Origin of the sequence: Haliea sp. E17 (assembly GCF_048323675.1) — a bacterium.
Classification (GTDB): Bacteria; Pseudomonadota; Gammaproteobacteria; order Pseudomonadales; family Halieaceae; genus Mangrovimicrobium.
The window spans coordinates 404,542-426,588 of the sequence record NZ_JBLWFK010000004.1; the positions used below are offsets into that span (position 1 = coordinate 404,542).

The 22,047-nt window shown below is 64.3% G+C and carries 21 protein-coding genes and 1 tRNA gene; 15 read left to right on the plus strand and 7 right to left on the minus strand.

The genetic code is table 11. The features are described 5' to 3' along the window. Nucleotides 1-41 precede the first annotated feature (41 nt). Nucleotides 42-365 carry a YqcC family protein gene (locus tag ACNKU3_RS12440; protein WP_418259793.1) on the minus strand — a complete coding sequence of 108 codons (324 nt, stop codon included), beginning with the start codon at nucleotides 363-365 and terminating at the stop codon, nucleotides 42-44. A 136-nt stretch (nucleotides 366-501) separates the two neighbouring features. On the opposite strand from ACNKU3_RS12440, the gene ACNKU3_RS12445 reads away from it, so the two are divergent. After that, a tRNA-Gly gene (locus tag ACNKU3_RS12445) sits at nucleotides 502-575 on the plus strand. 182 nt (nucleotides 576-757) lie between these two features. Here ACNKU3_RS12445 and ACNKU3_RS12450 read toward each other — a convergent pair. After that, a complete protein-coding gene (locus ACNKU3_RS12450; protein ID WP_418259794.1) occupies nucleotides 758-1,192 on the minus strand; it encodes a YybH family protein in 435 nt (144 codons plus the stop codon). Nucleotides 1,193-1,407: 215 nt separating this feature from the next. Between ACNKU3_RS12450 and ACNKU3_RS12455 the strand changes: the two genes are divergently transcribed. Then, nucleotides 1,408-2,052 (plus strand): MOSC domain-containing protein, encoded by a 645-nt coding sequence (locus tag ACNKU3_RS12455; protein ID WP_418259795.1) that lies wholly within the window; start codon nucleotides 1,408-1,410, stop codon nucleotides 2,050-2,052. A gap of 4 nt (nucleotides 2,053-2,056) precedes the next feature. On the opposite strand, the gene dinG is transcribed toward ACNKU3_RS12455, so the two are convergent. Further along, the gene (gene dinG / locus ACNKU3_RS12460; protein WP_418259796.1) at nucleotides 2,057-4,183 is read right to left on the minus strand and encodes an ATP-dependent DNA helicase DinG; all 2,127 of its coding nucleotides are present in this window, start codon (nucleotides 4,181-4,183) and stop codon (nucleotides 2,057-2,059) included. Between the two features lie 4 nt (nucleotides 4,184-4,187). Beyond that, complete coding sequence (locus ACNKU3_RS12465) at nucleotides 4,188-5,336, minus strand: 1-acyl-sn-glycerol-3-phosphate acyltransferase (RefSeq protein WP_418259797.1); 1,149 nt, start codon at nucleotides 5,334-5,336, stop codon at nucleotides 4,188-4,190. Nucleotides 5,337-5,483: 147 nt separating this feature from the next. Here ACNKU3_RS12465 and ACNKU3_RS12470 point away from each other — a divergent pair, with 147 nt between their 5' ends. Together ACNKU3_RS12470 and ACNKU3_RS12475 are read left to right on the plus strand one after the other, a co-directional pair. Then, nucleotides 5,484-5,711: a hypothetical protein gene (locus tag ACNKU3_RS12470; protein ID WP_418259798.1), complete on the plus strand. Its 228-nt coding sequence runs from the start codon at nucleotides 5,484-5,486 to the stop codon at nucleotides 5,709-5,711. A gap of 441 nt (nucleotides 5,712-6,152) precedes the next feature. Continuing rightward, the gene (locus ACNKU3_RS12475; protein ID WP_418259799.1) at nucleotides 6,153-6,425 is read left to right on the plus strand and encodes a hypothetical protein; all 273 of its coding nucleotides are present in this window, start codon (nucleotides 6,153-6,155) and stop codon (nucleotides 6,423-6,425) included. A gap of 54 nt (nucleotides 6,426-6,479) precedes the next feature. On the opposite strand, the gene ACNKU3_RS12480 is transcribed toward ACNKU3_RS12475, so the two are convergent. Beyond that, complete coding sequence (locus ACNKU3_RS12480; protein ID WP_418259800.1) at nucleotides 6,480-7,490, minus strand: tyrosine-protein phosphatase; 1,011 nt, start codon at nucleotides 7,488-7,490, stop codon at nucleotides 6,480-6,482. Between the two features lie 167 nt (nucleotides 7,491-7,657). Between ACNKU3_RS12480 and ACNKU3_RS12485 the strand changes: the two genes are divergently transcribed. Together ACNKU3_RS12485 and rpsT are read left to right on the plus strand one after the other, a co-directional pair. Further along, entirely contained in the window at nucleotides 7,658-8,089 is a 432-nt protein-coding gene (locus tag ACNKU3_RS12485) for a diacylglycerol kinase (RefSeq protein ID WP_418259801.1), read from the plus strand. A gap of 71 nt (nucleotides 8,090-8,160) precedes the next feature. Beyond that, on the plus strand, nucleotides 8,161-8,427 hold the full coding sequence (rpsT, locus tag ACNKU3_RS12490; protein ID WP_418259802.1) for a 30S ribosomal protein S20: 267 nt from the start codon (nucleotides 8,161-8,163) through the stop codon (nucleotides 8,425-8,427). A gap of 85 nt (nucleotides 8,428-8,512) precedes the next feature. Here rpsT and ACNKU3_RS12495 read toward each other — a convergent pair whose 3' ends face one another. Continuing rightward, nucleotides 8,513-8,788, minus strand: coding sequence for a polyhydroxyalkanoic acid system family protein (locus ACNKU3_RS12495; protein ID WP_418259803.1), 276 nt, complete (start codon nucleotides 8,786-8,788; stop codon nucleotides 8,513-8,515). 148 nt (nucleotides 8,789-8,936) lie between these two features. Between ACNKU3_RS12495 and hslO the strand changes: the two genes are divergently transcribed. From hslO to pbpG, 6 genes are all read left to right on the plus strand, one after another. Beyond that, nucleotides 8,937-9,806 (plus strand): Hsp33 family molecular chaperone HslO, encoded by an 870-nt coding sequence (gene hslO, locus ACNKU3_RS12500; RefSeq protein ID WP_418259804.1) that lies wholly within the window; start codon nucleotides 8,937-8,939, stop codon nucleotides 9,804-9,806. Nucleotides 9,807-9,945: 139 nt separating this feature from the next. Beyond that, entirely contained in the window at nucleotides 9,946-11,505 is a 1,560-nt protein-coding gene (locus ACNKU3_RS12505) for a phosphoenolpyruvate carboxykinase (protein WP_418259805.1), read from the plus strand. 131 nt (nucleotides 11,506-11,636) lie between these two features. Beyond that, the gene (locus ACNKU3_RS12510) at nucleotides 11,637-13,322 is read left to right on the plus strand and encodes an HAD-IB family hydrolase (RefSeq protein WP_418259806.1); all 1,686 of its coding nucleotides are present in this window, start codon (nucleotides 11,637-11,639) and stop codon (nucleotides 13,320-13,322) included. After that, nucleotides 13,319-15,667, plus strand: coding sequence for a glycerol-3-phosphate 1-O-acyltransferase (locus ACNKU3_RS12515; RefSeq protein ID WP_418259807.1), 2,349 nt, complete (start codon nucleotides 13,319-13,321; stop codon nucleotides 15,665-15,667). The genes ACNKU3_RS12510 and ACNKU3_RS12515 overlap by 4 nt, the downstream gene beginning before the upstream one ends. 8 nt (nucleotides 15,668-15,675) lie before the next feature. Then, nucleotides 15,676-16,680: an NAD(P)H-dependent glycerol-3-phosphate dehydrogenase gene (locus ACNKU3_RS12520; protein WP_418259808.1), complete on the plus strand. Its 1,005-nt coding sequence runs from the start codon at nucleotides 15,676-15,678 to the stop codon at nucleotides 16,678-16,680. 113 nt (nucleotides 16,681-16,793) lie between these two features. Further along, entirely contained in the window at nucleotides 16,794-17,633 is an 840-nt protein-coding gene (gene pbpG / locus ACNKU3_RS12525; protein ID WP_418259809.1) for a D-alanyl-D-alanine endopeptidase, read from the plus strand. Here pbpG and ACNKU3_RS12530 read toward each other — a convergent pair whose 3' ends face one another. Then, nucleotides 17,634-17,945, minus strand: coding sequence for a DUF4156 domain-containing protein (locus tag ACNKU3_RS12530; RefSeq protein ID WP_418259810.1), 312 nt, complete (start codon nucleotides 17,943-17,945; stop codon nucleotides 17,634-17,636). Between the two features lie 206 nt (nucleotides 17,946-18,151). On the opposite strand from ACNKU3_RS12530, the gene ACNKU3_RS12535 reads away from it, so the two are divergent. The 3 genes from ACNKU3_RS12535 (at nucleotide 18,152) to ACNKU3_RS12545 (ending at nucleotide 21,979) form a co-directional block, all read left to right on the plus strand. After that, nucleotides 18,152-19,657: a LysM peptidoglycan-binding domain-containing protein gene (locus ACNKU3_RS12535; RefSeq protein WP_418259811.1), complete on the plus strand. Its 1,506-nt coding sequence runs from the start codon at nucleotides 18,152-18,154 to the stop codon at nucleotides 19,655-19,657. A 91-nt stretch (nucleotides 19,658-19,748) separates the two neighbouring features. Beyond that, nucleotides 19,749-20,669 (plus strand): aldo/keto reductase, encoded by a 921-nt coding sequence (locus ACNKU3_RS12540; RefSeq protein WP_418259812.1) that lies wholly within the window; start codon nucleotides 19,749-19,751, stop codon nucleotides 20,667-20,669. Next, nucleotides 20,669-21,979, plus strand: coding sequence for an NTP/NDP exchange transporter (locus ACNKU3_RS12545; protein WP_418259813.1), 1,311 nt, complete (start codon nucleotides 20,669-20,671; stop codon nucleotides 21,977-21,979). Before ACNKU3_RS12540 ends, ACNKU3_RS12545 begins: the two co-directional genes overlap by 1 nt. The last annotated feature ends 68 nt before the right edge of the window (nucleotides 21,980-22,047 follow it).

Sequence of the window (22,047 nt, forward strand, 5' to 3'; positions counted from 1 at the left end):
GAGAGGGCCATTTTTTTATCTGGCCCGGGAGATTTTCCGGCTCAGGCTGTGGACTGCGTCAGCAGGCGGTCGATATCGTCGAGCACTATGATGAGCTTTTGCACCGGCAAACCGCTGCCGCGGAAGTGTTCCTCCGCCATCGGCGCAATGCCGCACTGCCCCGGCAGGGGCTGGTCTTCGTCGAGCAGGCGCCGCATGGTGGGCAGGAACACGAATTGCAGCCACTGCGGCAGAGACATGGTATCGATAAAAAAGGGCTGGGTAGACGCGAACGCCTCGGCTGGCGGCGCTTCTGCCTCCCACATATCCAGTTGCCGAAGCTGGGCTTCGATATCGATCAACAGCGCTGCTACCTGGGTCCGCACGGCATTCCTCCCGGGGTACCGAGTCGCCCGTCACTCAGGGCCACTCGTTTTACGGATACAAAAACCGGATTCTACAGGATTTGTCGCCGGGACCTTTGACCACCTGCACGATTGCCAGTAATCTCTGCCGACCACTGCGGGTGTAGTTCAATGGTAGAACTGGAGCTTCCCAAGCTTCAAACGTGGGTTCGATTCCCATCACCCGCTCCAGTCAATTGCATCACCGTTTTGCTTTGCACAGGTCTACAGGGCACAGCCCGGCCCCTTGGCCAGGCGTTGCTGCCCGGCGGGTAGCATCTATACAGCATATAACGCGGACCTCCCTGTCCGTATCGATCAGTCTCTCTGGCGCAGCCGGTACTACACCCGCGTCGTCATGGCGGCAGCTTCCGTCACGGAGAATCTGAATTCCAGGTGTCCCTGATGTAGAGCCACTTACCGTCCTTTTTCACCGAGACAGACAGGTATTTCCCGGTATCGACGACCGCGCCGGAGCTGTCCGTCGCCCGGTAATAGCCCGACTGCCAGCCGAGGTCACCGGAAACGCCGCCGGTGGGCTCGGCGTCCAGGTGCATACTCATCCCGGCGCTCATTGAGGCCGCCGTGTCCTTCGCATAGTAAGCGCGGATCGCCGCCCGACCCTGTACTGGGGCCACACCCGGGGGCATGAGTACCGCGTCCTCGGCGTACAGGTTCGCCAGGGCATCGGCATCGCCGCTGTTATAGGCGGACATCCAGGACTCGTCGACAGCCCGTAACGCCGCCGAATCGGCGGCAGAGTCCGCCATCGCCTGCCCGGCGCCGGTGAGGATGAATACCAGGGTCAAGCAGATGATTCTGGTTATTTTCTGGATACACACGTTCTTAACCTCCCAGTCAGATTGGTAGTCCTGAACACGCGTCAGTGCGACACGCCCAGACTCGCGGCGGTCGTATTGGCAAGCTGAGTGTAGACCACAATGCAAACAGCGGTGCTTTCAATCGCACGGCGATTCCGGCTATCGTGCCTGTACTTTTCCCATCGACACCACGCGGTGACGCCTTGCGCATAGAGTCAGTCAACACCTCCACCGGCCGCGAGGTTGAATACCGGGGCGAGCCGGTGAGGACCGGTATCTTCAAGCGACCCATCGTCGACCCGCTCCCGGTACACACCAGTGGCTGCGATGGCGACGAGCAATCCGACCTCGTCAACCATGGCGGCGAACACAAGGCGGTCTATGCCTTCGGCCTGCAGCACTACCCGCACTGGCAACAGGTGCTGGGTCGCAGCTATTCCGCCGGCGCCTTCGGCGAAAATCTCTCGGTGAGTGAACTCGACGAAAAGCAGGTCCACCTGGGCGACCGATTCCGCGCCGGTGATGCGCTGCTGGAAGTGAGCCAGCCGCGCAATCCCTGCTTCAAGCTGGGTATCGCGCTCGGCGACGAGCGCGCGCCCGCCCTGTTCACCCTGCACTTTCACACCGGGGTCTATTTCCGCGTGCTGGAGGCAGGAACGATTCGCGCCGGTGACGAGCTGGTACTGGAGCGCCCCCACCCCTCGGCGCTTTCCGTCCACGCGCTGTTCCGGGCAAAGCACGACCGCAACAGCTCCGGGCGGGAACAGGTATTACGCAGCGCACTGGAAATCGAGGAACTGGCGCCGGAGTGGCAGGCCCAGGTGGAGCACGCACTGCAGGCCTACTGAAGTTTCAGCCCAGTTCGCGCCGGAACGGCGGCAGTGAATCCAGGATCGCCCGCCCGTAACGCTTGGTCAGAACGCGTCGGTCGAGCAGGGTCACGCGCCCGGTATCGCTCTCGGTACGCAGCAGGCGGCCCGCGGCCTGCACCAGGCGGATCGCCGCGTCCGGCACGCTGATTTCCATGAAGGAATTGCCCCCGCGGGCCTCGATCCACTCGCTCAGCGAAGCCTCCAGCGGGCTATCCGGGACGGCGAAGGGTATCTTGGCGATCACCACGTGCCGGCAGTACTCACCGGGCAGGTCGACCCCCTCGGCGAAGCTCGCCAGGCCGAAGATCACGCTGCCCTCACCCGCGTCGATGCGCTCGCGGTGCCGGCGCAGGGTTTCCTGCTTGCTGTAGTCGCCCTGCACCAGGATCCGCTCGCCCATGCTGGCGCTGACGCCCTCGTAGACATCGAGCATCTGGCGGCGCGAGGAAAACAGCACCAGGCAGCCCTCGCGCGGATCCAGCAGGGTTGGCAGCATCGCAATGATCGCCGCGGTATGGGCACGGGCATCACCCGGCTCGCAATCCATGGGCGGTACGGCAAACACGGCGCCACTGTAGTCGAAGGGGCTGGCAACCTGCTTGTAGTTGCCCGCAGCCGGCGCTCCGGAGTGCAGGCGAAAACGATCGAAGGAGTTCAGCGCGGTGATGGTTGCCGAGGTGACGATCACCCCCGCCGCGCGCCGCCACAGGTGATCCTGCAGGATCTCCGCCGCCAGTACCGGGCTGCTGCGCAGTTCGAAACCGAACTGCCCGTTGTTGTTGAGCATGGTTATCCAGCGGGCGATCGGGGGTTCCGAACGGTCGTCCCCGGCCGGGGCGGCAAAACTTTCCCACAGGGCCAGCGCCGATTCAGCCCGCCCCAGCATGCCGCCGAGGTTGAGGTGCCAGGTTTCCACTTCGTCCTTGTCGACCGCGGCCAGGTCGTCTTCCAAGGCGCCCTCGAGCCGCGCCTCCATGCGCGCCAGGGCGCCGCCGAGTTTGCCGAAGCGGGTTTCGAGGGTAGAGGCGAGCTGCCGAAGGTGATCGGGCACGATGCCGTGGGCAAAGCGCAGGCGCGGTTCGTCCGCCTCGGTATCCTCGCCCTCGAAGAGCTGGGCGACGGTCTGCTCGGCGAACTGCAATTCGGCGACCGCGGCGTCCATGTCCTCCTGCAGTTGGGTCAGGGCGTGGGCGGAAATATCCAGCGAGGTCAGCAGCGCACTGCCCTGCCCCAGCGCCTTGCGCGCATCCTCCAGCCAGGCGATGGTGGAATGCAGTCGGCAGAAACTGGAAAAGTGGGACAGCGCCTTGTCCGGCAGGTGGTGGCCTTCGTCGAAGACGTAGATGCTGTCCTCCGGCGGCGGCAGGATCGCGCCGCCACCCAGCGCGAGATCCGCCAGCACCAGGTCGTGGTTGGTCACCACCACGTCCGCGCCCTGCAGGCTCTCCCGCGCGCGGTAGAAACTGCACTGGCCGATGTTCGGGCAGCGTCGCCCGGAGCACTGGGAGTGGTCGGTGGTCAGGGGGTACCAGACCGCCTCGGCCAGGCTGTCCTGCCAGTTGTCGCGGTCGCCGTCCCACTCACCCCGCCCCAGGGCATCCAGCATCGCCATGTAGACTGGCGCGGCTTCGTCGGGCGTCGCAGCGGCCACTTCATCCGGATAGAGTGGCAGCATGCCGCTCTCGCCCTCACGCTGCATGACCAGCCGGTCGAGCCGGGAGAGGCAGACATAGCGACGGCGCCCCTTGGCCAGTGCGGAATCAAATTGCAGGCCGCTATGCTTGCGGATGTCCGGCAGATCGCGGTTGATGAACTGTTCCTGCAGGGCGACGGTGGCGGTGGCGACCACCAGCCGCTTGCCCAGCGCCTGGGCCAGGGGAATGGCGGCCACGGCGTAGGCGATGGTCTTGCCGGTACCGGTGCCCGCCTCTATCACACAGACCGCCGGCTGCTCGGGGTCAGGCTCGCCGGCCTCGGGAATCCGCGCCAGGGTATTGGCGATCTCGGCGATCATCTGCCGCTGCCCCCAGCGCGGGGTCAGCTGCTTGCTGTCCATCAACGCGGTGTAGGCAGTGCGGATGGCGTCCTTGAGTTCGTCGCTAAGCAATGTCTCAGTCTGCGAGCCGGTCCATCTTGCTCATCACGGCGTTGGCGTAAATAGCCAGCGCGTAGGGGCGATGGGCTTCCGGCAGCGCGTCGATGCGGGCATCGAACTGTTCGCGCGAACACTCGCCCGGCTCCAGGTAGAGATTGTCCGGGCGCGGCGCGTGTTCGCCATAGAGGTGGTCATAGGCATACAGGTTGGTGGGGTGCAGGCAGTAGTTGGCAATCACCTGGCGGTCGATTTCCTCGGCGACCTCATCGGCATTGCTGAATTCCGCCCCCAGCGGCGTACCGAAGGTGATGTGTACCTGCCCCTTCTCGCCAGAAATGCCCAGGCCGATGGAGGCAACATCTTCCTGCTCGCCTTTCTCGTAACGGCCGCTGGTGGCGAGCGCATGCAGTTCGTTGGCCTTGCGCCCATCGTTGGGGTCCAGTTCGTAGGAAATGGACACCGGCACGATGCCGAGCCCGGCGATATGTTCGCCGAATTCCTCGCTGTTCTTGTCGCGGCTCATCGACAGCATCTTGATCACCGCCGGCTCGGTGCGATCCAGCCCGTCCTTGGCCCGCCCCTCGCGCTGGGCGATCCAGACCGACTCCTGTTCCGACTGCAGCGAATGGCGGATGTAGTTCGCGAGGTGGCGGGAGGCCGCCAGCAGTTCCCGCGGGCCACTGACCGAGCGCCTGACAATGAAACTCTTGTTGAGGCGCATCAGGTCCGAAACCCAGGGCTTGGTCAGCAGGTTGTCGCCGATAGCGATGCGCACCGTGCGGTGACCGCTGCCGTTCAGGGCGTAGTTGGTAAATGCCGGGTCCATGGCGATGTCGCGGTGATTGGAGATGAACAGGTAGGGACGCGCAGGGTCCAGCTGGTCCAGGCCCGACACTGAAAAGCCGGCACAGCTGCCCTCGATCATGCGGTCCATGTAGACCTTGATGACCTGCTGCAGGGAGCGGATGTCGTCCACGCCGCGCAGTTCGCGCCTGAGCCCGAACTTCACCAACAGGCGGGCCAGCGGCGCGGAAAAGCCGGCCAGCCCGGACAGGCGCATTCGCGCCAGCACCGAGAGAAACTCCCGGTCGGCGAGCAGGCGGGAGAGCACCTCGGCAACCTCATCATCACGATAGGGCCGAATGTCAGCAAAAGGGTCAGACAAGCGAAATTCCTCGAATCCGGACGCCGCAACCTTAACCAAATTCACTGCCCGCGTCATCAACCAGTGCCGTTCAGGCGCTGACTTGCCCGATCCTTTCTGCTAATCTTCCCGCCGACCAATAAATCCACAAGACTTCTGGGAGAAGTTATGGACGCTGCTTCCGCCGCCCTGACCACGTTTGGTGTCGCCGCTCTCGCGGTGAGCTGGATTCTGCTGATGATCGCGTCCTGGAAGGAAGACTACTCCTGGGGGCTGTGCACCCTGTTTCTCCCCCCGCTGTCCTACCTCTACAGCCTGGCCCGCCTGGACAAGGCCGGCGAGGCAATCCTGGTGGCCATCGTCGGCTGGCTGCTGATCTGGTTCGGGATCGGCTGAGCACTGCGCAACCGGCGCATTACACATCTTTAACCCGCGCCCGGAAATTCGTATTTTCTATATATATCAGAGACCTGCGGGTATCTGACGAGCAGCCGCCCACACTCGCCACGTGAATTACTGCGCATTTTCCGTGGCGGGCAGTAACGCTTCCCCCGCCAGCGTCCTACAATGTCAACCGCCGAATCATCTACCCGCCCGGCAAAAGTCCGGTCGCGAGTGGCGCCTTCAGCCGCCGCACCATACATGTCAGTATACTGACACAAAAAACGACTTTCAGTTACCGATTCTTGTGAATTGGGTCACTTTGTTACGCTTATTCCCACAAAATTAACAAACGGTAACGCAACAAGGCGTCACCGGGGGTTATAATCCGCGCCATACAGTCACCCTCGACTGACAAATCACCAGGATTGTCTGCAACCCTTAGGAGTAATACACATGAAACTGATCAAGATCGCCGCCTTCACGGCACTCGCGGTAGCTTCCGCCAGCAGCTTCGCGGCCAAGCCCCGCAGCATCGTCTTCGACGCCAACAAGGAAACTGCCGACGGCACCGCCTACGCGGCCTACGTCGTCAAGTGCTCCGATGGCAGCGACAAGGCGCTGACCGCCTGGGACAACCGCAAGAAGTGGTGTGTGGGCGACGCTACCAGCGAAGAGTGCGAGAAAAAGCAGATCAAGGCGGCTAAAAAAGCCTGCAAAATGGACTAAGACTCCACTGCTCTGACAACCGGCCGCCAGCCCCGCTCGCGGCCGGTTTTCGTTTCAGGGCTCCAGGTAACGCCGGCGGAGTTCCGCAAGCCCCTCCGGACCCAGGCCCAATCCCTCTTCCAGGTAGCGTTCTACCGAACCGAAGTTGCTGTCAATGCTGGCCAGCGCCGCGGCCAGGTAGTCCTCGTGCACTTCGAGGATCGGCAGGACCACATCGCTGTTGAGGTGATGCAGGTCGTATTTCTTGCGCACCCGCTGCAGTTCCAGTTCCGGATCAAAGTAGTTGCCAGTCAGCAGGTAGTCCTGCATGACCACTTCGCGGGGCACACCCAGGGCCAGCAGCATCAAGGCCGCGGCGAAGCCGGTGCGGTCCTTGCCCGCCGAGCAGTGCACCAGGAAACGACCTGCCTCGAGTTCCAGGATTTCCCGGAACACCCGGGCGAAGGTATCCCGCTGCCCCTCGGCGAAATCCCGGTTGATCCCGCACATGAAGTCGAACATGTCCTGACGGGTGTAATTATCCAGCGCTGCCCGGTGCTCTTCCGCCTGGGCGAAAAAGCTGCTGCTGTTGCCGGGGATTACCGGCACGTTGAGCACCCGCGGCTGGCCCGCTTCAGGCAGGCGGCTGGGGTGGGTGACCTGCTCCATGGTCTGGCGGAAATCGCAGACCAGTTCCAGGTCCAGGCTGGCGAGCAGTTCGAGGTCGGCATCGCTGAGATGGGCCAACTGCCCGGAGCGGAACAGGTAACCCCACTTGACCCGGCGGCCATCGGCCCCGGTGTAGCCGCCGTAATCGCGGAAGTTGGGCGTACCGTGCATCCCCAGGCGCCGCTCGGCGGCAAGCAGTTCATTGCCGTGCTGGTCGCTCAGGCGGAAGAAGTGCCGGTTGCCCGCGGGAAGGCCGGAAAAGCGGGCCCGTAAACCCGCCTCGTCGCGCTCCTGGACCGACTGCACATCCGCCAGCGGCTCGATCTGCACCTGCGTATCGGGGCTGCTCTGCTCCCACTGTACGTGGTAATCGCCCGACGCCTCACGCCAGATCAATACTGCCTCTTTGTTCAACATCCCGCTATTCCTGTCATTTTCCTGGCTCCAACATAACAGCAGATTATGACCGAGAATCGGGCCCCGGGCGACGAATACCCCACCCGCTGCAATCTTTTGGTCATCAACGCGCACTATACTTCGCCCCGCGAAAGCCTGATCGGAGGCCTGCTTCGGGAGAGCAATTGATGGGACATTCCAGCGCACAGATACGCAAGGTGCGCGTCGATAAACAGACCGGCATGTCCAAGCCGGATCGCCGCGGCGTCGCGCGCCTGGTCGCCGCTACCCGCTATTCCTGGAAGGGCTTCAAGGCCGCCTGGATGAACGAGGAAGCCTTTCGCCTGGAAGCCAGCCTGGCCATCGGCTTCGTGCCGCTGGCCTTCCTGATCGGCGACAGCCTCGCCCACCAGGTCGCGCTGGTCATCACTTGCGGACTGGTGATCCTCGCGGAGGTCATCAACACTGCCATCGAATCCATCGTCGACCGCATCGGCACCGAGTACGACCCGCTGTCAGGCCAGGCCAAGGACCTCGGCTCGGCCGGAGTCTTCGTCTCGCTCAGCCTGTTCCTGGTGGTCTGGATTCCCAGCTTCTGGCACTATTTCCACTCGGCATGAGCGCAGTTGACAAGCGACCCGTGAATATGGAAAATCCCGCCTCCTGAATTTTGACCCCAGAGGACAGAACATTGGCAAATTCACCGCAAGCCCGGAAACGTGCCCGCCAGGCTGAAAAACGCCGCTCACACAACGCCAGCCTGCGTTCGCTGGTGCGCACCCGCATCAAGCAGGTCATCGCTGCCATCGGCACCGGTGACGCAGAAAAAGCGACTGCTGCCTACACCACCGCAGTGCCGGTTATCGACCGGATGGCCAACAAGGGCATCATCCACAAGAACAAGGCCGCTCGTCACAAGAGCCGCCTGAGCGCCCAGATCAAGGCCCTCTCTGCCTGATTCCAGGCTCTCTGCAGAACACGGAAAGCCGGCCCTGCGCCGGCTTTTTTGCGTTTGTGGCCGCTAAAAACCCGGGACCCGGGCTTCAACTGATGTATTCGTCGAGGTAGCGCTGGACTTCCTTTTTCAGCTTGCCCTCGAACATCGAGGCGAGCAGCCCCAGTTTCACCGAAATATCGATCAGACCGTCATCGAAAGAGAGCTCGCCATCGACTCCCGAGCCCTTGATCCGCACCCTGTCGCCGCTCCACTTGGAGCGCACCCCGTACTCCCGCTCCAGATCAGCCGCAAAACCCTCCGCCGCCGCCCGGACTTCTTCCCGGGGCATCGTGTAGTGCTTGGTAATACGAAAACCGGCCATGTCGTTCCTCTGTTTTCTGGCGAGTATAGAGCCGGGTCGCAGGCGGGAAAACCCCGCAATTTCACCGCTATCACCGGATGCATCGCGCGTGCGGCCACGGTAGCATTAGCACATCCCCCCAACCGATTCCTTGCGAGACGCAAACCCTATGCGCCCCGACCAGAGCCAGCGCTTTATCTTTGAGCACGCGGACATCCGCGGTGAAACCGTTCAGCTGGAGGACGCCTACCGGGAAATACTCTCCCTGCACCAGTACGCGCCCGGCGTCAGCCGCCTGCTCGGCGAATTCCTCGCCGCCTCGGCGCTGCTGGCCACCACCCTCAAATTCGAGGGGCGGCTGGTCCTGCAGGCCCGCTCGGAACGGGAAGTGCCGCTGATCATGGCCGAATGCAACGACAACCTGGAAATCCGCGGCATCGCCCGCGGCGCGGAATTCGCCACCGGCACCAGTTTCGAACAACTGCTGGGAGGCGGCCAGCTGGCGATCACCATCGACCCGCTGCGGGGCAAGCGCTACCAGGGGGTGGTTCCCCTGGAGGAAAACTCACTGGCCCACAGCCTGGACAGTTACTTTCGCCAGTCGGAGCAACTCGGCACCCGGGTATGGCTGGCGGCCGGCAGCGACCGGGTCACCGGCCTGCTGTTGCAGCAGCTACCCGCCCAGGTGGAACCCGATCCCCAGCGCCGCGCGGAGCAGTGGGAGCACGTCCACACCCTCGCAGCGACCCTGGACGAGGCGGAAATGCTCAGCGTGGACACGCCGGAGCTGCTGCATCGCCTGTACCACCAGGAAGCCCTGCGGCTGTTCGAGGCCCGGCCGCTGCGCTTCCACTGCGATTGCTCGCCGGAGCGCTCCTATAACGCACTGTCTGCCCTCGCACCGGCGGAACTGAACGAAATCCTGCAGGAGCAGGGTGCGATCACCGTCGACTGCGAATTCTGCAACCAGCGCTACCGCTTTGAACGCGACGATCTCGCCGCCATCCTCGGTGTCAGCGGAGACGACGCCCTGCACTGATCTGGGGCAACCCGCTGATTCTTCGGACTTATTCCCGCTATAGTTCGCTTTCGGGGCCGATTCTGACATAATTGGCGCCCCAAAATTTCCCCACGACTGCACCGCGACGACTGGCACGGTTTTTAGGACAGGATACACAATGACTGCGAGCGCCCCCACTATTCAGGTTTTTACCGACCTCACCCCGTCCCAATTGATTGAAGAAGCCCTGAAACGCGGCGAAGGCATTCTCGCCGACACCGGCGCCCTGCTGGTCACCACCGGCAAGCGCACCGGCCGTTCGCCCGCCGACCGTTTCACTGTCCGCGAGCCCAGCACCGAGGACAGCATCGACTGGGGCAGTGTCAACCGCCCCTTCGACAGCGACAAGTTCGACGCCCTGTGGGAGCGCGTCGAAGGCTACCTCAGCGAGCGCGATCAGTTCATCTCTCACCTGCACGTGGGCGAGCACGCAGAACACTACATCCCGGTCAAAGTCACCACCGAAACCGCCTGGCAGAACCTGTTCGGTCGCAACATGTTCATCCGCCCCGCCAGTTACAACGGCGGCCGCAAGGAAGAGTGGAACATCCTCAACGTCGCCAGCTTTGCCTGCGACCCGGAGCGCGACGGCACCAATTCCGATGGCGTGGTGATCGTCAACTTCGCCCAGCGCAAGGTCCTGATCGCTGGCATGCGCTACGCCGGTGAAATGAAGAAATCCATGTTCGCGGTGCAGAACTTCCTGCTCCCGGAAAAAGACGTGATGCCGATGCACTGCAGCGCCAACGTCGACGAGGAAGGCAACACCACCCTGTTCTTCGGCCTCTCCGGCACCGGCAAGACCACCCTCTCCGCCGACCCCGCCATGTACCTGATCGGCGACGACGAACACGGCTGGGCCAAGGGCTCTGTGTTCAACCTGGAGGGCGGCTGCTACGCCAAGACCATCGACCTGTCGCAGAAGAACGAGCCGATCATCTGGGACGCCATCCGCTTCGGCGCGATCATCGAGAACGTGGTACTGGACGACAAGCGCCACGCTGATTACACCGACACCAGCCTCACCGAGAACGGTCGCTGCTGCTACCCGCTGGAGCACGTCGAGAAGCGCACCGAGAACAACGCCGCCGGCGAACCGCGCTGCGTGATCTTCCTGACCTGCGACGTCTCCGGCGTCCTGCCGCCGGTTTCCATCCTCAGCAAGGAAGCCGCGGCCTACCACTTCCTGAGCGGCTACACCGCCCGCGTTGGCTCCACCGAGCTGGGCGCCGAGGCCGGCATCAACCCGACCTTCTCCACCTGTTTTGGCGCGCCCTTCATGCCCCGCCCGGCTTCCGATTACGCCGAACTGCTGATGAAGCGCATCGAGGACTTCGGCAGCCAGGTCTACCTGGTCAACACCGGCTGGACCGGCGGCTCCGGCGCCCCCGGCGGCAGCGGCGCCCGATTCCCGATCCCGGTGACCCGCGCCGTGGTCAACGCCTGCCAGAGCGGCGCCCTGCTGGACGTGCCGACGCAACACCTGGACATCCTCAACCTGAGCTTCCCCACCGAGATCCCTGGTGTCGACGCCAGCTACGTGAACCCGCGCGAAGGCTGGGGTGACACCGCGGCCTACGACGAACAGGCACGCAAGCTGGCGAGCCTGTTCAACGGCAACATCGCCAAGTTCGAGGTTTCCGACGCCATCCTGGCTGCCGGCCCCAAGGCCGACTAATACGCCGACGGCAATCGCAAAGGGGCCCCATGGCCCCTTTTTTATGTCCGCTTTTTTATTCCTGATTGGGCCTGCATACTCCCCATTTCCCAACAATAGGTTATGCTTGGCGAAAACGGGCGGGAGTACCAATGGCAACACTCGACGATCTGCTGGCAGAGATAGCGGCAGCGCCTACCGGGCCGGAGACACTGGCCATCTTTGATTTCGACGGCACCCTGATCGCCGGGTACTCCGCCACCGCCCTGCTGCGGGAACAGGTGCGCCGCGGCCACCTGTCGCCTGCCCAGGTGGCCGAGGTCGTGGCCGCCATGGCCACGTTTACCCTGGGCAATACCGGCTTCTCGGCGCTGATGACGGTAGCCGCGAAATTCCTCAAGGGCATGCCGGTCAGCGAGTACGAAGAGGTCGGCCGCGATCTGTACCAGAAGCACCTGGCCCGGCGCATCTATCCCGAGTCCCGGACCCTGGTCAAAGCCCACCTCGCCCGCGGCCATACCGTGGCCATCATTTCCTCGGCCACGCCCTACCAGGTGGAGCCGGCCGCCCACGACCTGGGTATCGAACATGTTATCTGCACCCAGCTGGAGGTCGAGGACGGGGTGTTTACCGGCGCGGTGATTCGCCCCACCTGCTTTGGCCAGGGCAAGGTCGATGCCGCCAGGAAGCTCGCCGGCATCGTCGGCGGGGACCTCACCGACGCCTGGTTCTATTCCGACAGCACCGATGACCTGGAACTGCTGGAGGAGGTAGGCCATCCCCACGCCCTCAACCCCAGCGACGAGTTGCAGCGGCTGGCCCAGCAGCGCAGCTGGCCGGCGGCGCGCTTCGGCAGCCGCGGGCTGCCCAGTGTCGGCCAGGTGGTGCGCTCGATGGCCGCCACCAGCAGCATGGTGGGCAGCTTCCTCGCCGGCCTGCCGATCTACGCTCTCACCGGCTCCAGGCGCGACTCCATCAACTTTGCCATCTCCACCTTCGCCGATACCGCCAGTGCGCTGATCGGCATGCGCCTGCAGGTCAGGGGCGCAGAGCACCTGTGGTCCGCGCGCCCCTGCGTGTTCATCTTCAATCACCAGAGCAAGGCCGACGTGATCATCCTCGCCCATCTCCTGCGCCGCGATTTTGCCAGTGTCGGCAAACAGGAGATCAAGACCGAGTCGCCGATCGTCGGCCGGGTCATGGAATACGCCGGGGTGGTATTTATCGACCGCTCCAACACCCGCGCCGCCATCCGCTCGGTAAATGCGCTGGTGGAGGTCATGCACAAGGAGGGCAAGTCCGTGGTGATGGCCCCGGAGGGCACGCGTACCGTGTCCCCCACCCTGGCCCGCTTCAAGAAGGGCGCGTTCCATGTCGCCTTGCAGGCCAAGGTGCCGGTGGTGCCCATCGTGATTCACAACGCCGGGGATGTCGCGCCCAAGGGCGAGTTCGTCTATCGTCCGGCCACCGTCAAGGTCGATGTACTGCCCCCCGTGGACACCTCCGGCTGGAGCCGCCACACCATCGACGAGCATGTGCGCGAGGTGCGCAACATGTACGCCGCCGCACTCGGCCAGCCACTGGAGCCCGCGGCCGCGCAGAGCGCGAAGGAAGCCGAAGCGGAGGCGCCGGCCAGCGCCCCCCGCAAGCGTGCGGCCACCGGCAAGGCCAGGGCGAAACCCGGCGCCGCCAACGCTGCCGCAAAACCCCGCGCGGCAAAGAAAAAAGCGGCCAGGAAACCCGCGGCGCCCACCGGCAAACCGGCCGCGGCGGCAAAGACCCGCGCCAAGGCAAGGCCCAAGGCAAGGCCCAAGGCACAGGCAGGCGATAGCCGTTGAAAGCGGACAGCATCTTTTCGCGCTCCAACCCCTGGCCCTCGGGAGAGAACACCCAGGCGCTGTTTATCCTCGACGCCCGCAACAGCCTGGAAGAGGAGTTGCTGCGCGGCTGGGTCGCCTTCCACAGCGAACGCGAGGATTCCCCGACCGCCCCCCAGGTCTGCATCGACCTGAAGGACGAACGCACCGGCTTTCACAGTGACCACCTGTCGATGGCCACGGCGCTGCCGCCGGAAACCCTGGTGGCCCCGCTGCGGGTCTCCTGGATGGCGCCCGACACCTCCGCGGGCTGGACCAGCCTCGCACGGCAGGTCCTGCAGGGGGACCCGCGCCAACCCTCGGTGAACCGCGGCCGCCGGATACTGCGCTCCAGTCCGGGCCGGGTACAGCTGGTGGCCGGCGAACCCGACAGCCTGGCAAACCTGCGCGACCGCTTCGAGGAGCACCGCGCGGAATCCCGCGCCGTCGGCGAATCCGGCTTCGCCAGTTTTGTTGCGCGCCAGGCCGCGGTGGTACTGGACATCGCCGAGCGCAAACTCAAGGGCGGTCGCTACAAGGTACCGCGCCACGTGGCCGCCACCCTGATGACCAGCGGGGAATTCCACCGCGCGGTGGAGGAGCTGGCCCACCAGCAGGACCGGCCGATCAAGGAGCTGCTCGACGAGGCGGCCGAATACATGGAGGAAATGATCTCCACCCCCACTTCCTTCTGGCTGGATATCTTCGCCCGCTTCAATACCTTCTGCCTGCGCCTGGGTTACGAGCAGAAAATCGTCTTCGATCCCGAGGCCATGGAAGAACTGCGCACTGTGGTCCGCAACTACCCGTCCATCCTGCTGTGGACCCACAAGACCTACCTCGACGGACTGGTCGTACCGAAAGTGCTGTTCGACAACGATTTTCCGATGCCCCACATGTTCGGCGGCGCCAACCTGAACTTCCCCGGCTTCGGTCACCTGCTGCACCGCGCCGGCGCCATCTTCATCAAGCGCAGTTTCCAGGACAACGAACTCTACAAGCTCACCCTGCGGCACTACATCGGCTACCTGATGGAAAAGCGCTTCCCCATGAACTGGGCCTTCGAGGGCACCCGCTCGCGGCTGGGCAAACTGATGCCGCCGCGCTACGGCCTGCTGAAATACGTGCTGGAGGCCTGCCACACCACCCACGCCGAAAATATCCACATCGTGCCGATCTCGATCAGCTATGACCTGATTCGCGACGTCGACGAGTACGCCAAGGAACAGACCGGCGAGGGCAAGGGCGCGGAGTCCCTGCGCTGGTTCATCGGCTATGTGCGCAGCCTCGCCCGGCCCATGGGCAAGGTGTACATGAATATCGGCAAACCCGTGGTCCTGCCCCGGTCACCGGACCCCGAAGACCGCCTGGCGCTGTCGAAAATCGCCTTCGAGGTCGCCGTGCAGGCCAACCAGGTGACCCCCATCACCTTCCCCTCCCTGGTCTCCATGAGCCTGCTGGGCGCCGCCCCGCGGGCGCTCACCGAGTCGGAGGTAGTCGGCGACCTCAACCTGCTGCTGCACTGGGCGGAAGAGCGCCAGCTGCGTATCTCGGCGGATTTCGACCGCAGCTTCGCCGACCAGATGGAAGGCCTGCTGGGCATCATGATCGACGAGAACATCGTCACCCGTTATGACGAGGGCCCCGAGATCGTCTACGGCATCGGCCTGGAACAGCACCCGGTGGCGAGTTACTACCGCAACATGGTCATCCACTTCTTCGTCAACAAGGCGATTGTCGAACTGGCCCTGCTGCGCGCACTGGAAACACCCGGCAGCGAGAGCGTCGAGCTGTTCTGGCAGGAAGTCGACCACTTGCGCGACCTGTTCAAGTTCGAATTCTTCTACGCGCCAACCGAGGAATTTCACCAGCAGATCCGCGCGGAGATGCAACGCCACAACCCGAACTGGGAAGAGGTTGTCGCCAGTGGCAAATCGGGCATCGGCAAACTGCTGCGCGGGATGACACCGCTGGTCGCCCATGTCACCCTGCTCACCTATGCCGAGGCCTACCTCGTCGCAGCGCGCGTGCTGGCCCGGGTCGACCCCTGGGAGAGCCTGGAAGAGGACGATTGCATCAAGGATGCACTCACTTTCGGCCGCCAGCTCTACCTGCAGCGGCGTATATCCAGTGAATCGTCGATCGGCAAACTGCTGTTCAGCAACGGTTTCCGTATCCTGCAGAGCCGCGGCCTGACCGAGGGAGGCCCCGACTCCGTGGCCGGCAAACGCCTCGCCATGGTAAAAGAGCTGCGCGAACTGATTCGTCGCATTGAAGTCATCCGGGCGTTCGGCCTCGCCAATCGCGGCGCCGCCGGCGCAGATTAGAGAGCAGTATGAAAGCACAAACCATTGCAGTCCTGGGCGGCGGCTCCTGGGGCACCACCATCGCATCGGTCATCACCCGCAACGCCGACGTGGTGCTGTGGGCACGCAATCCGGAAACCGTCAGGGAAATCAACAACCAGCACAGTAACCAGCGCTACCTGCCCGGGACGCAACTGCCGGCCCGGCTGCGCGCAACCAGCGACATCACCGCCGCGGTGGAAGCAGCCGACGTGGTGGTCATGGCGATACCCTCGCAGCACTTCCGCCACGTGCTGCGGGAGTTCAAGCAGCACGTCCGCCCCGGCACCCCGGTCATCAGCCTGACCAAGGGCCTGGAGCTCAGCACCCACATGCGCATGACCGAAATCATCGCCGAGGAACTGCCCGGGCACCCGCGCGGCGTGCTCACCGGGCCCAACCTGGCCCGCGAAATCATGGAGGGCAAGGCTGCGGCCAGCGTCATAGCCATCGAGGACGAAGCCATCGGCCGCCAGTTACAGGATGTGTTCAAGAGCGGCCTGTTCCGGGTCTACACCAATACCGACGTGACCGGCTGTGAGCTGGGCGGGGTGCTGAAGAATATCATCGCCATCGCGGTGGGCATGGGCGACGGCCAGGGCGCGGGGGACAACACCCGCGCGGCACTGATAACCCGGGGCCTGGCGGAGATTACCCGGCTCGGTGTCGCCATGGGCGGCAAACCGGAAACTTTCGCCGGACTCGCCGGCATGGGCGATCTCATCGCCACCTGCACCAGCGCCCAGAGCCGCAACCGGCACGTCGGCATCGAGCTGGCCCGGGGCCGCGACATGCACGAGATCGTCTCCGACATGACCATGGTCGCCGAGGGCGCCAAGAGCGCGCCCGCAGTGATGGCCCTCGCCGACCGCTACGGCGTGGCGATGCCGATCGCCTCCGACGTCGCCCGGGTGCTGGCCGGCGATGCCACTGCCAGCCGCGCCTTCCGCGGGCTGCTGCGGGTCGAGGCGGGCGCCGAGTCCGAACCGGGCTGAGCCTTCCCTGGCGTTTGCGCCGGGCATTGGCACAGACGTGTGGCTTGAGGCAGAATTAGTCCAGAACAGCGCTGCACAGACGGCGCATCAACGACTGAACGGGACGTGTAACCATGGGATACGCAAGAAAACTGCTTGCGGTGCTGGCCTGTGTGGCGGCGCCTCTGGCCGGCGCAGATGACGCCATAGCAAAATTCACCCACCTCACCGGCAATCCGGGCCTGCGCTCCGCTTCGGCGCTGGTCATGGACCAGCAGGGCAACGTGATCTACGGCAAGGACACCGACAGCGTGCGCCCCATCGCCTCGATCACCAAACTGATGACCGCAATGGTGGTACTGGATGCCGGACTGCCGCTGGATGAGAAAATTACCATCACCAGGGAAGACCGGGACACGGTTCGCCTCACCGGTTCACGCCTCGACTACGGCGCCACGCTCACCCGCCAGGAGATGTTACTGCTGGCCCTGATGTCCTCGGAAAACCGCGCCGCCGCAGCACTCGGACGCACCTACCCGGGCGGAATGAAAGCCTTTGTCGAGGCGATGAACAGCAAGGCCACCTCCCTGGGCATGACCAAGTCCAACTTCTCCGACCCCGCCGGGCTGCACTCGGAAAATGTTTCCACGGCCAGCGACCTCATGCGCATGGTCAAGGCCGCGGATGACTACCCGCTGATCACCGAGGCCACCACTACCCAGCACATGGAGGTTCGCCCCTACCGCAGCCGCGGCCCCCTGAATTACGTCAACACCAACCGGCTGCTGAAGAACTCGAGCTGGAATATCGAACTGTCCAAGACCGGTTACATCAACGAGGCCGGCCGCTGCCTGGTCATGCAGGCCAATATCGAAGGTGAGGACGTATCCATCGTCCTGCTCAACTCCTTCGGCAAGCTCACCCCCTTCGGCGACTCCAATCGCCTGCGCGACTGGATGCTGGCAAGCAACTGATCAGCCGCAGCGGTAAACCCTGAACGCCTGCGAACCACCCGCGGGCGGTCCTTCCGCCACCAGCGTGTCGCCACCCATGGTGGCCGCGCGGTTGCGGGCGAGGTCGAGCAGTTCCGCGGCCACTTTTTCCTCACTGCGCATGACACCGGCTACGTCCGCCTTGGTGTTCGTGGTGATGTTGCCCAGCGGCTGGCACTGGCTCACGTGCACCGGTTTCACCAGGGTCACCTTGCTGCCCCCGGCGGTCGGCTCCACCCAGGTACAGGCGCTGGCGGACAGCGCCAGCAGGCCGGCGATCATCAGATTCTTCATGATTTCTCCAAGCAGGAATTCAGATACGGGTCCGGCGCACAAATTATCGTCATCGATCGTGCTTTGCATCTGGAATCCTTGCTGAATATTGCCGCCGCGGCGGGATAACGACCACGTCACAGTTTGCATTAAATCTCGCCGCGCGGGATTACAGGCGGCGGGCAAATCTGCTATAAATCGAGTCAACAACAAGCCGGTAAAGGGGCATGAACAGGGGACTGATTTTTTTCGCGCTGCTTCTACTCAGCCTGAGCGCCCGCGCCAGCGATTTTCCGCGGCCAGCATCTCTCGAACCCGCCGTCCAGTTCTGGACCCGGGTGTATACCGAAGTTTCGACCAACCAGGGTTTCGTTCACGACGCCCGCCACCTGGCCGTGGTTTACGAGACCCTCGACCTGCCTGTCTATGGCAGCAACGCCCAGCGCCAGAAGGTCCAGGATGCCGCCAAGGCGCGGATAGTCAGCGCGCTGAATGCGCTCGCCAGGGGCAAGCGCGAGCATCTCGACGCCACCGAGACCCGGGTTCTCGCGGCCTGGCCCGCCGGCACCAGTAACGCCACCCTGCGCGAGGCCGCGCAGAACGTGCGCTTCCAGCTCGGCCAGTCAGACCGCTTCCGCGAAGGCCTGGTGCGCGCCGGCCAGTGGAAGCCCTACATTCGCCAGGTGCTGGCCGACCAGGGACTGCCGGCGGAACTGGACGTACTGCCCCACGTGGAGTCCTCCTTCAACCCCGCGGCCTGGTCACGGGTAGCGGCCGCCGGCATGTGGCAGTTCATGCCCGCCACGGCGCGCCAGTTCATGCGAGTCGATCACGTCGTCGACCAGCGCATGGACCCCTTCACCTCGACCGAGGGCGCCGCCCGCCTGCTCAAGCGCAACTATGCGGTCACCGGTACCTGGCCGCTGGCCCTGACTGGTTACAACCACGGCGCGGCCGGCATGGTGCGGGCCACCAAAGCCGTCGGCAGCAACGACATCGGCAAGATCATCGCCACCTACAACGGCCCGGCGTTCGGCTTCGCCTCGCGCAACTTCTACCCCTCGTTCCTCGCGGCACTGGACGTGGACCGCCAGGCCGAGCGCTTTTTCCCGGGGCTCAAGCCGCAAGCGCCGGTGGATTACGAGGTGGTCACGCTCAGCGAATACATTCCGGCCAGCGCGCTGGCACAGGGCGCCGGCATCAGCGTGGCGGACCTGCAACTGCACAATCCGGCACTGCGCGAGCCAATCTGGAAGGGCGACAAATACCTGCCCCGCGGCTACCCCCTGCGCCTGCCGCGCGGCCAGCTGCCGAAGTCGCTGGATTCCTACCTGGCGGCGATTCCCAGCCAGCAGCGCTTCAGCAACCAGAAACCCGACCGCACTCACCGCATCGCCCCGGGCGACTCGCTGTGGCTGATTGCCCGCCGCTACAACACCTCGGTGGACCGGCTGAAGGCGCTAAACGGCATGCGCGGTGACAATCTCCGGGTCGGCAAGACCCTGATCCTGCCGGGCTCCCTGGTGGCCGAGCCGGCAATCGCCACGCTCACCCGCCAGCCCTCGGCTCCCCGGGTCTACACCATCCGCAAGGGCGACTCCCTGTGGAGCATCGCCAAGCGCTTCCAGGTCAGCCACGAGCAACTGGCGGCGTGGAACGGGCTCTCCGAAAAGCACTACCTGCATCCCGGGCAAACCCTGCGGGTCGCAGCCATGGACAACACCCAGCGCTGAGTGCAGTCCGTGTGGCCAGGGCCGCCCCGCGGCCCTTGACCTGCCCCCGAATCACCACAACACTTGTATTTCCTGCCCAGGAGTACCTGCAATGATCAATCGAAGAACAACACTGAAACTCGGCGCGGCGCTGCTCGCGGCTCCCGCCCTGCTGCGCGCGCAGGAGCCCGAGTTCCCCACACTCATCCAGAAGCCCATTCCCGCCAGTGGCGAACTGCTGCCGGTCATCGGGATGGGCACCTCGCAGACCTTCGATGTGCCCGCCAGCGAGGCGACCATCGACCAGCTGGCGAAGGTCATGGCGGCCTTCTTCAGTGCCGGCGGCAAGGTGATCGACTCCTCCCCGATGTACGGCGAAGCCGAGGCACGGGTGGGCGACGTATTGCGCCGCCTGTCACCCCGACCACCGGTGTTCGCCGCCACCAAGGTGTGGACCGAGGGCAAGGAGGCGGGGGAGGCGCAAATCGAGGCGTCGGCAAAGCGCATGGATGTCGCCCCTCTCGACCTGGTCGCGGTGCACAACCTGATGGACTGGAAAAACCACTTCAGCACCCTGCGCCAGTGGAAGGAAGAGGGCAAGGTCCGCTACTACGGCATCACCACCTCCCACGGCCGGTTTCACCATGAACTGCTCAAGATCATGCGCAGTGAACCGCTGGACTTCGTCCAGTTCAGCTACAACATCGCCGACCGCGAGGCGGAAGCCCAGATGCTGCCGCTGGCACAGGAACGCGGCATCGCCACCATGATCAACCGTCCCTTCCAGCGCGGAGAACTGTTCACCGCGACCCGCGGCAAGCCGCTGCCGGAGATCGCCGGCGAAGTCGGCTGCAGCAGCTGGGGGCAGTTTTTCCTCAAGTTCATTGCCAGCCACCCGGCGGTAACCTGTGTCATCCCCGCCACCTCGAAGCCGCAGCATATGATCGACAACATGGGCGCGATTGCCGGTGTGCTGCCCGACGCCGACCAGCGCGCCGCGATGCTGCAGGCATTCAAGGCCGCCGCCGGCTGATGTCCGGGACTGTCGCAGGCCTGCAGTCGCTACTGGCCCGGGCCTGCGATATCCGGCCCGGAGAGACCCGGGCCACCCTCGCCTCCTTCAGCCTGGTGCTGCTGTTGATGGCCTCCTACTACCTGCTGCGCCCGGTGCGCGATGCCATGGCCAGCGACTGGAGCGACGCCCAGGTCAGCAGCCTGTGGACCGGCACTTTCCTGTTCAGCCTGCTGGCGGTGTCCCTCTACGGCTGGATCGCCTCCCGGGTCAGCCTGCGCCGGCTGGTGCCCGGGGTCTACACGCTGTTCGCGCTGAGTTTTACCCTGTTCTGGCTGGTCTCCCGCAGCCTGCCCCGCGGCGGGCCGGTGGACATGGCTTTCTATGTCTGGGTCAGCGTGTTCAGCCTGTTCCATGTCTCGGTGTTCTGGAGCCTGATGTCCGACAGTTTCAGCCGCGACCAGTCCAAGCGCCTGTTCGCCTTTATCGGCGCCGGCGCCAGCGTGGGCGCCCTGCTCGGCCCCTCGCTGGCCACCGGACTGGCGGGGGCCGCCAGCAGCGATGACCTGCTGCCGCTCGCCAGCGGCCTGCTGCTGCTTGCCCTGCCTCTGGTGGTCATGGTGCAGGGCCGCAGCGCCAGCGGCGACGGACCGGACCCGTCGGCGGCGCCCCTCGGCGGCAACCCGCTGTCTGGCTACCGCGACCTGCTCTCCAGCCCCTACCTGCTGGGCATCTGCCTGTTTATCTTTCTCTACACTGCGCTCAGTTCGTTCATTTATTTCGAGCTGAAAAACCTGCTGGAGGACTATGACCGCGACCAGCGCACCCAGATCTGGGCGGCGATGGACCTGGCGGTCAACGGCCTGACCCTGCTGGTCGCCCTGTTCGCCACCGGCAGGATCGCCAGCCGGCTGGGGCTACCCTTCACCCTCGCCTGTGTGCCGGTACTGATCTGCGCGGGCATGGTTTTGCTGGCAGCGCTGCCCCAGGTGGGTATCGTGGTCGCCGTCCAGGTCGTGCGCAGGGCCGGCAACTACGCGATTTCGCGGCCCGCCCGGGAAATGCTCTTCACCGCCGTGGGCAAGCACACCCGCTACAAGACCAAGCCGGTGATCGATATCGTGGTCTACCGGGGCGGCGACATGCTCAACGCCTGGGCCTTCACCGCCCTCACCCAGGGCCTGGGGCTGGGGCTCGCTGCGGTCGCCGGTGTCGGTGCCGGGGTGGCCTTCCTGTGGGCACTGGTCGGCGTAGCCCTGGGGAGGCACTTCAACCGGCAGCAACCCCCGGAAACTGATCGCGGTTCCTGGCGGTCTGAACCTTCGGGCTGACCGCGAATTGCAGCCCGCGGGAAAACGAGCGTGGCCAGCGCTGCCTCCCGACATGAAATTCAACGGGT

Excerpts from the sequence above, each read along its gene's own strand:
- ACNKU3_RS12470 (WP_418259798.1), top strand. The coding sequence starts at position 5,484 with ATGGACGCTGCTTCCGCCGCCCTGACCACGTTTGGTGTCGCCGCTCTC.
- ACNKU3_RS12475 (WP_418259799.1), top strand. The coding sequence starts at position 6,153 with ATGAAACTGATCAAGATCGCCGCCTTCACGGCACTCGCGGTAGCTTCC.
- ACNKU3_RS12480 (WP_418259800.1), bottom strand. The coding sequence starts at position 7,490 with ATGTTGAACAAAGAGGCAGTATTGATCTGGCGTGAGGCGTCGGGCGAT.
- ACNKU3_RS12485 (WP_418259801.1), top strand. The coding sequence starts at position 7,658 with ATGGGACATTCCAGCGCACAGATACGCAAGGTGCGCGTCGATAAACAG.
- ACNKU3_RS12495 (WP_418259803.1), bottom strand. The coding sequence starts at position 8,788 with ATGGCCGGTTTTCGTATTACCAAGCACTACACGATGCCCCGGGAAGAA.
- hslO (WP_418259804.1), top strand. The coding sequence starts at position 8,937 with ATGCGCCCCGACCAGAGCCAGCGCTTTATCTTTGAGCACGCGGACATC.
- ACNKU3_RS12505 (WP_418259805.1), top strand. The coding sequence starts at position 9,946 with ATGACTGCGAGCGCCCCCACTATTCAGGTTTTTACCGACCTCACCCCG.
- ACNKU3_RS12510 (WP_418259806.1), top strand. The coding sequence starts at position 11,637 with ATGGCAACACTCGACGATCTGCTGGCAGAGATAGCGGCAGCGCCTACC.
- ACNKU3_RS12520 (WP_418259808.1), top strand. The coding sequence starts at position 15,676 with ATGAAAGCACAAACCATTGCAGTCCTGGGCGGCGGCTCCTGGGGCACC.
- pbpG (WP_418259809.1), top strand. The coding sequence starts at position 16,794 with ATGGGATACGCAAGAAAACTGCTTGCGGTGCTGGCCTGTGTGGCGGCG.
- ACNKU3_RS12530 (WP_418259810.1), bottom strand. The coding sequence starts at position 17,945 with ATGAAGAATCTGATGATCGCCGGCCTGCTGGCGCTGTCCGCCAGCGCC.
- ACNKU3_RS12535 (WP_418259811.1), top strand. The coding sequence starts at position 18,152 with ATGAACAGGGGACTGATTTTTTTCGCGCTGCTTCTACTCAGCCTGAGC.
- ACNKU3_RS12540 (WP_418259812.1), top strand. The coding sequence starts at position 19,749 with ATGATCAATCGAAGAACAACACTGAAACTCGGCGCGGCGCTGCTCGCG.
- ACNKU3_RS12545 (WP_418259813.1), top strand. The coding sequence starts at position 20,669 with ATGTCCGGGACTGTCGCAGGCCTGCAGTCGCTACTGGCCCGGGCCTGC.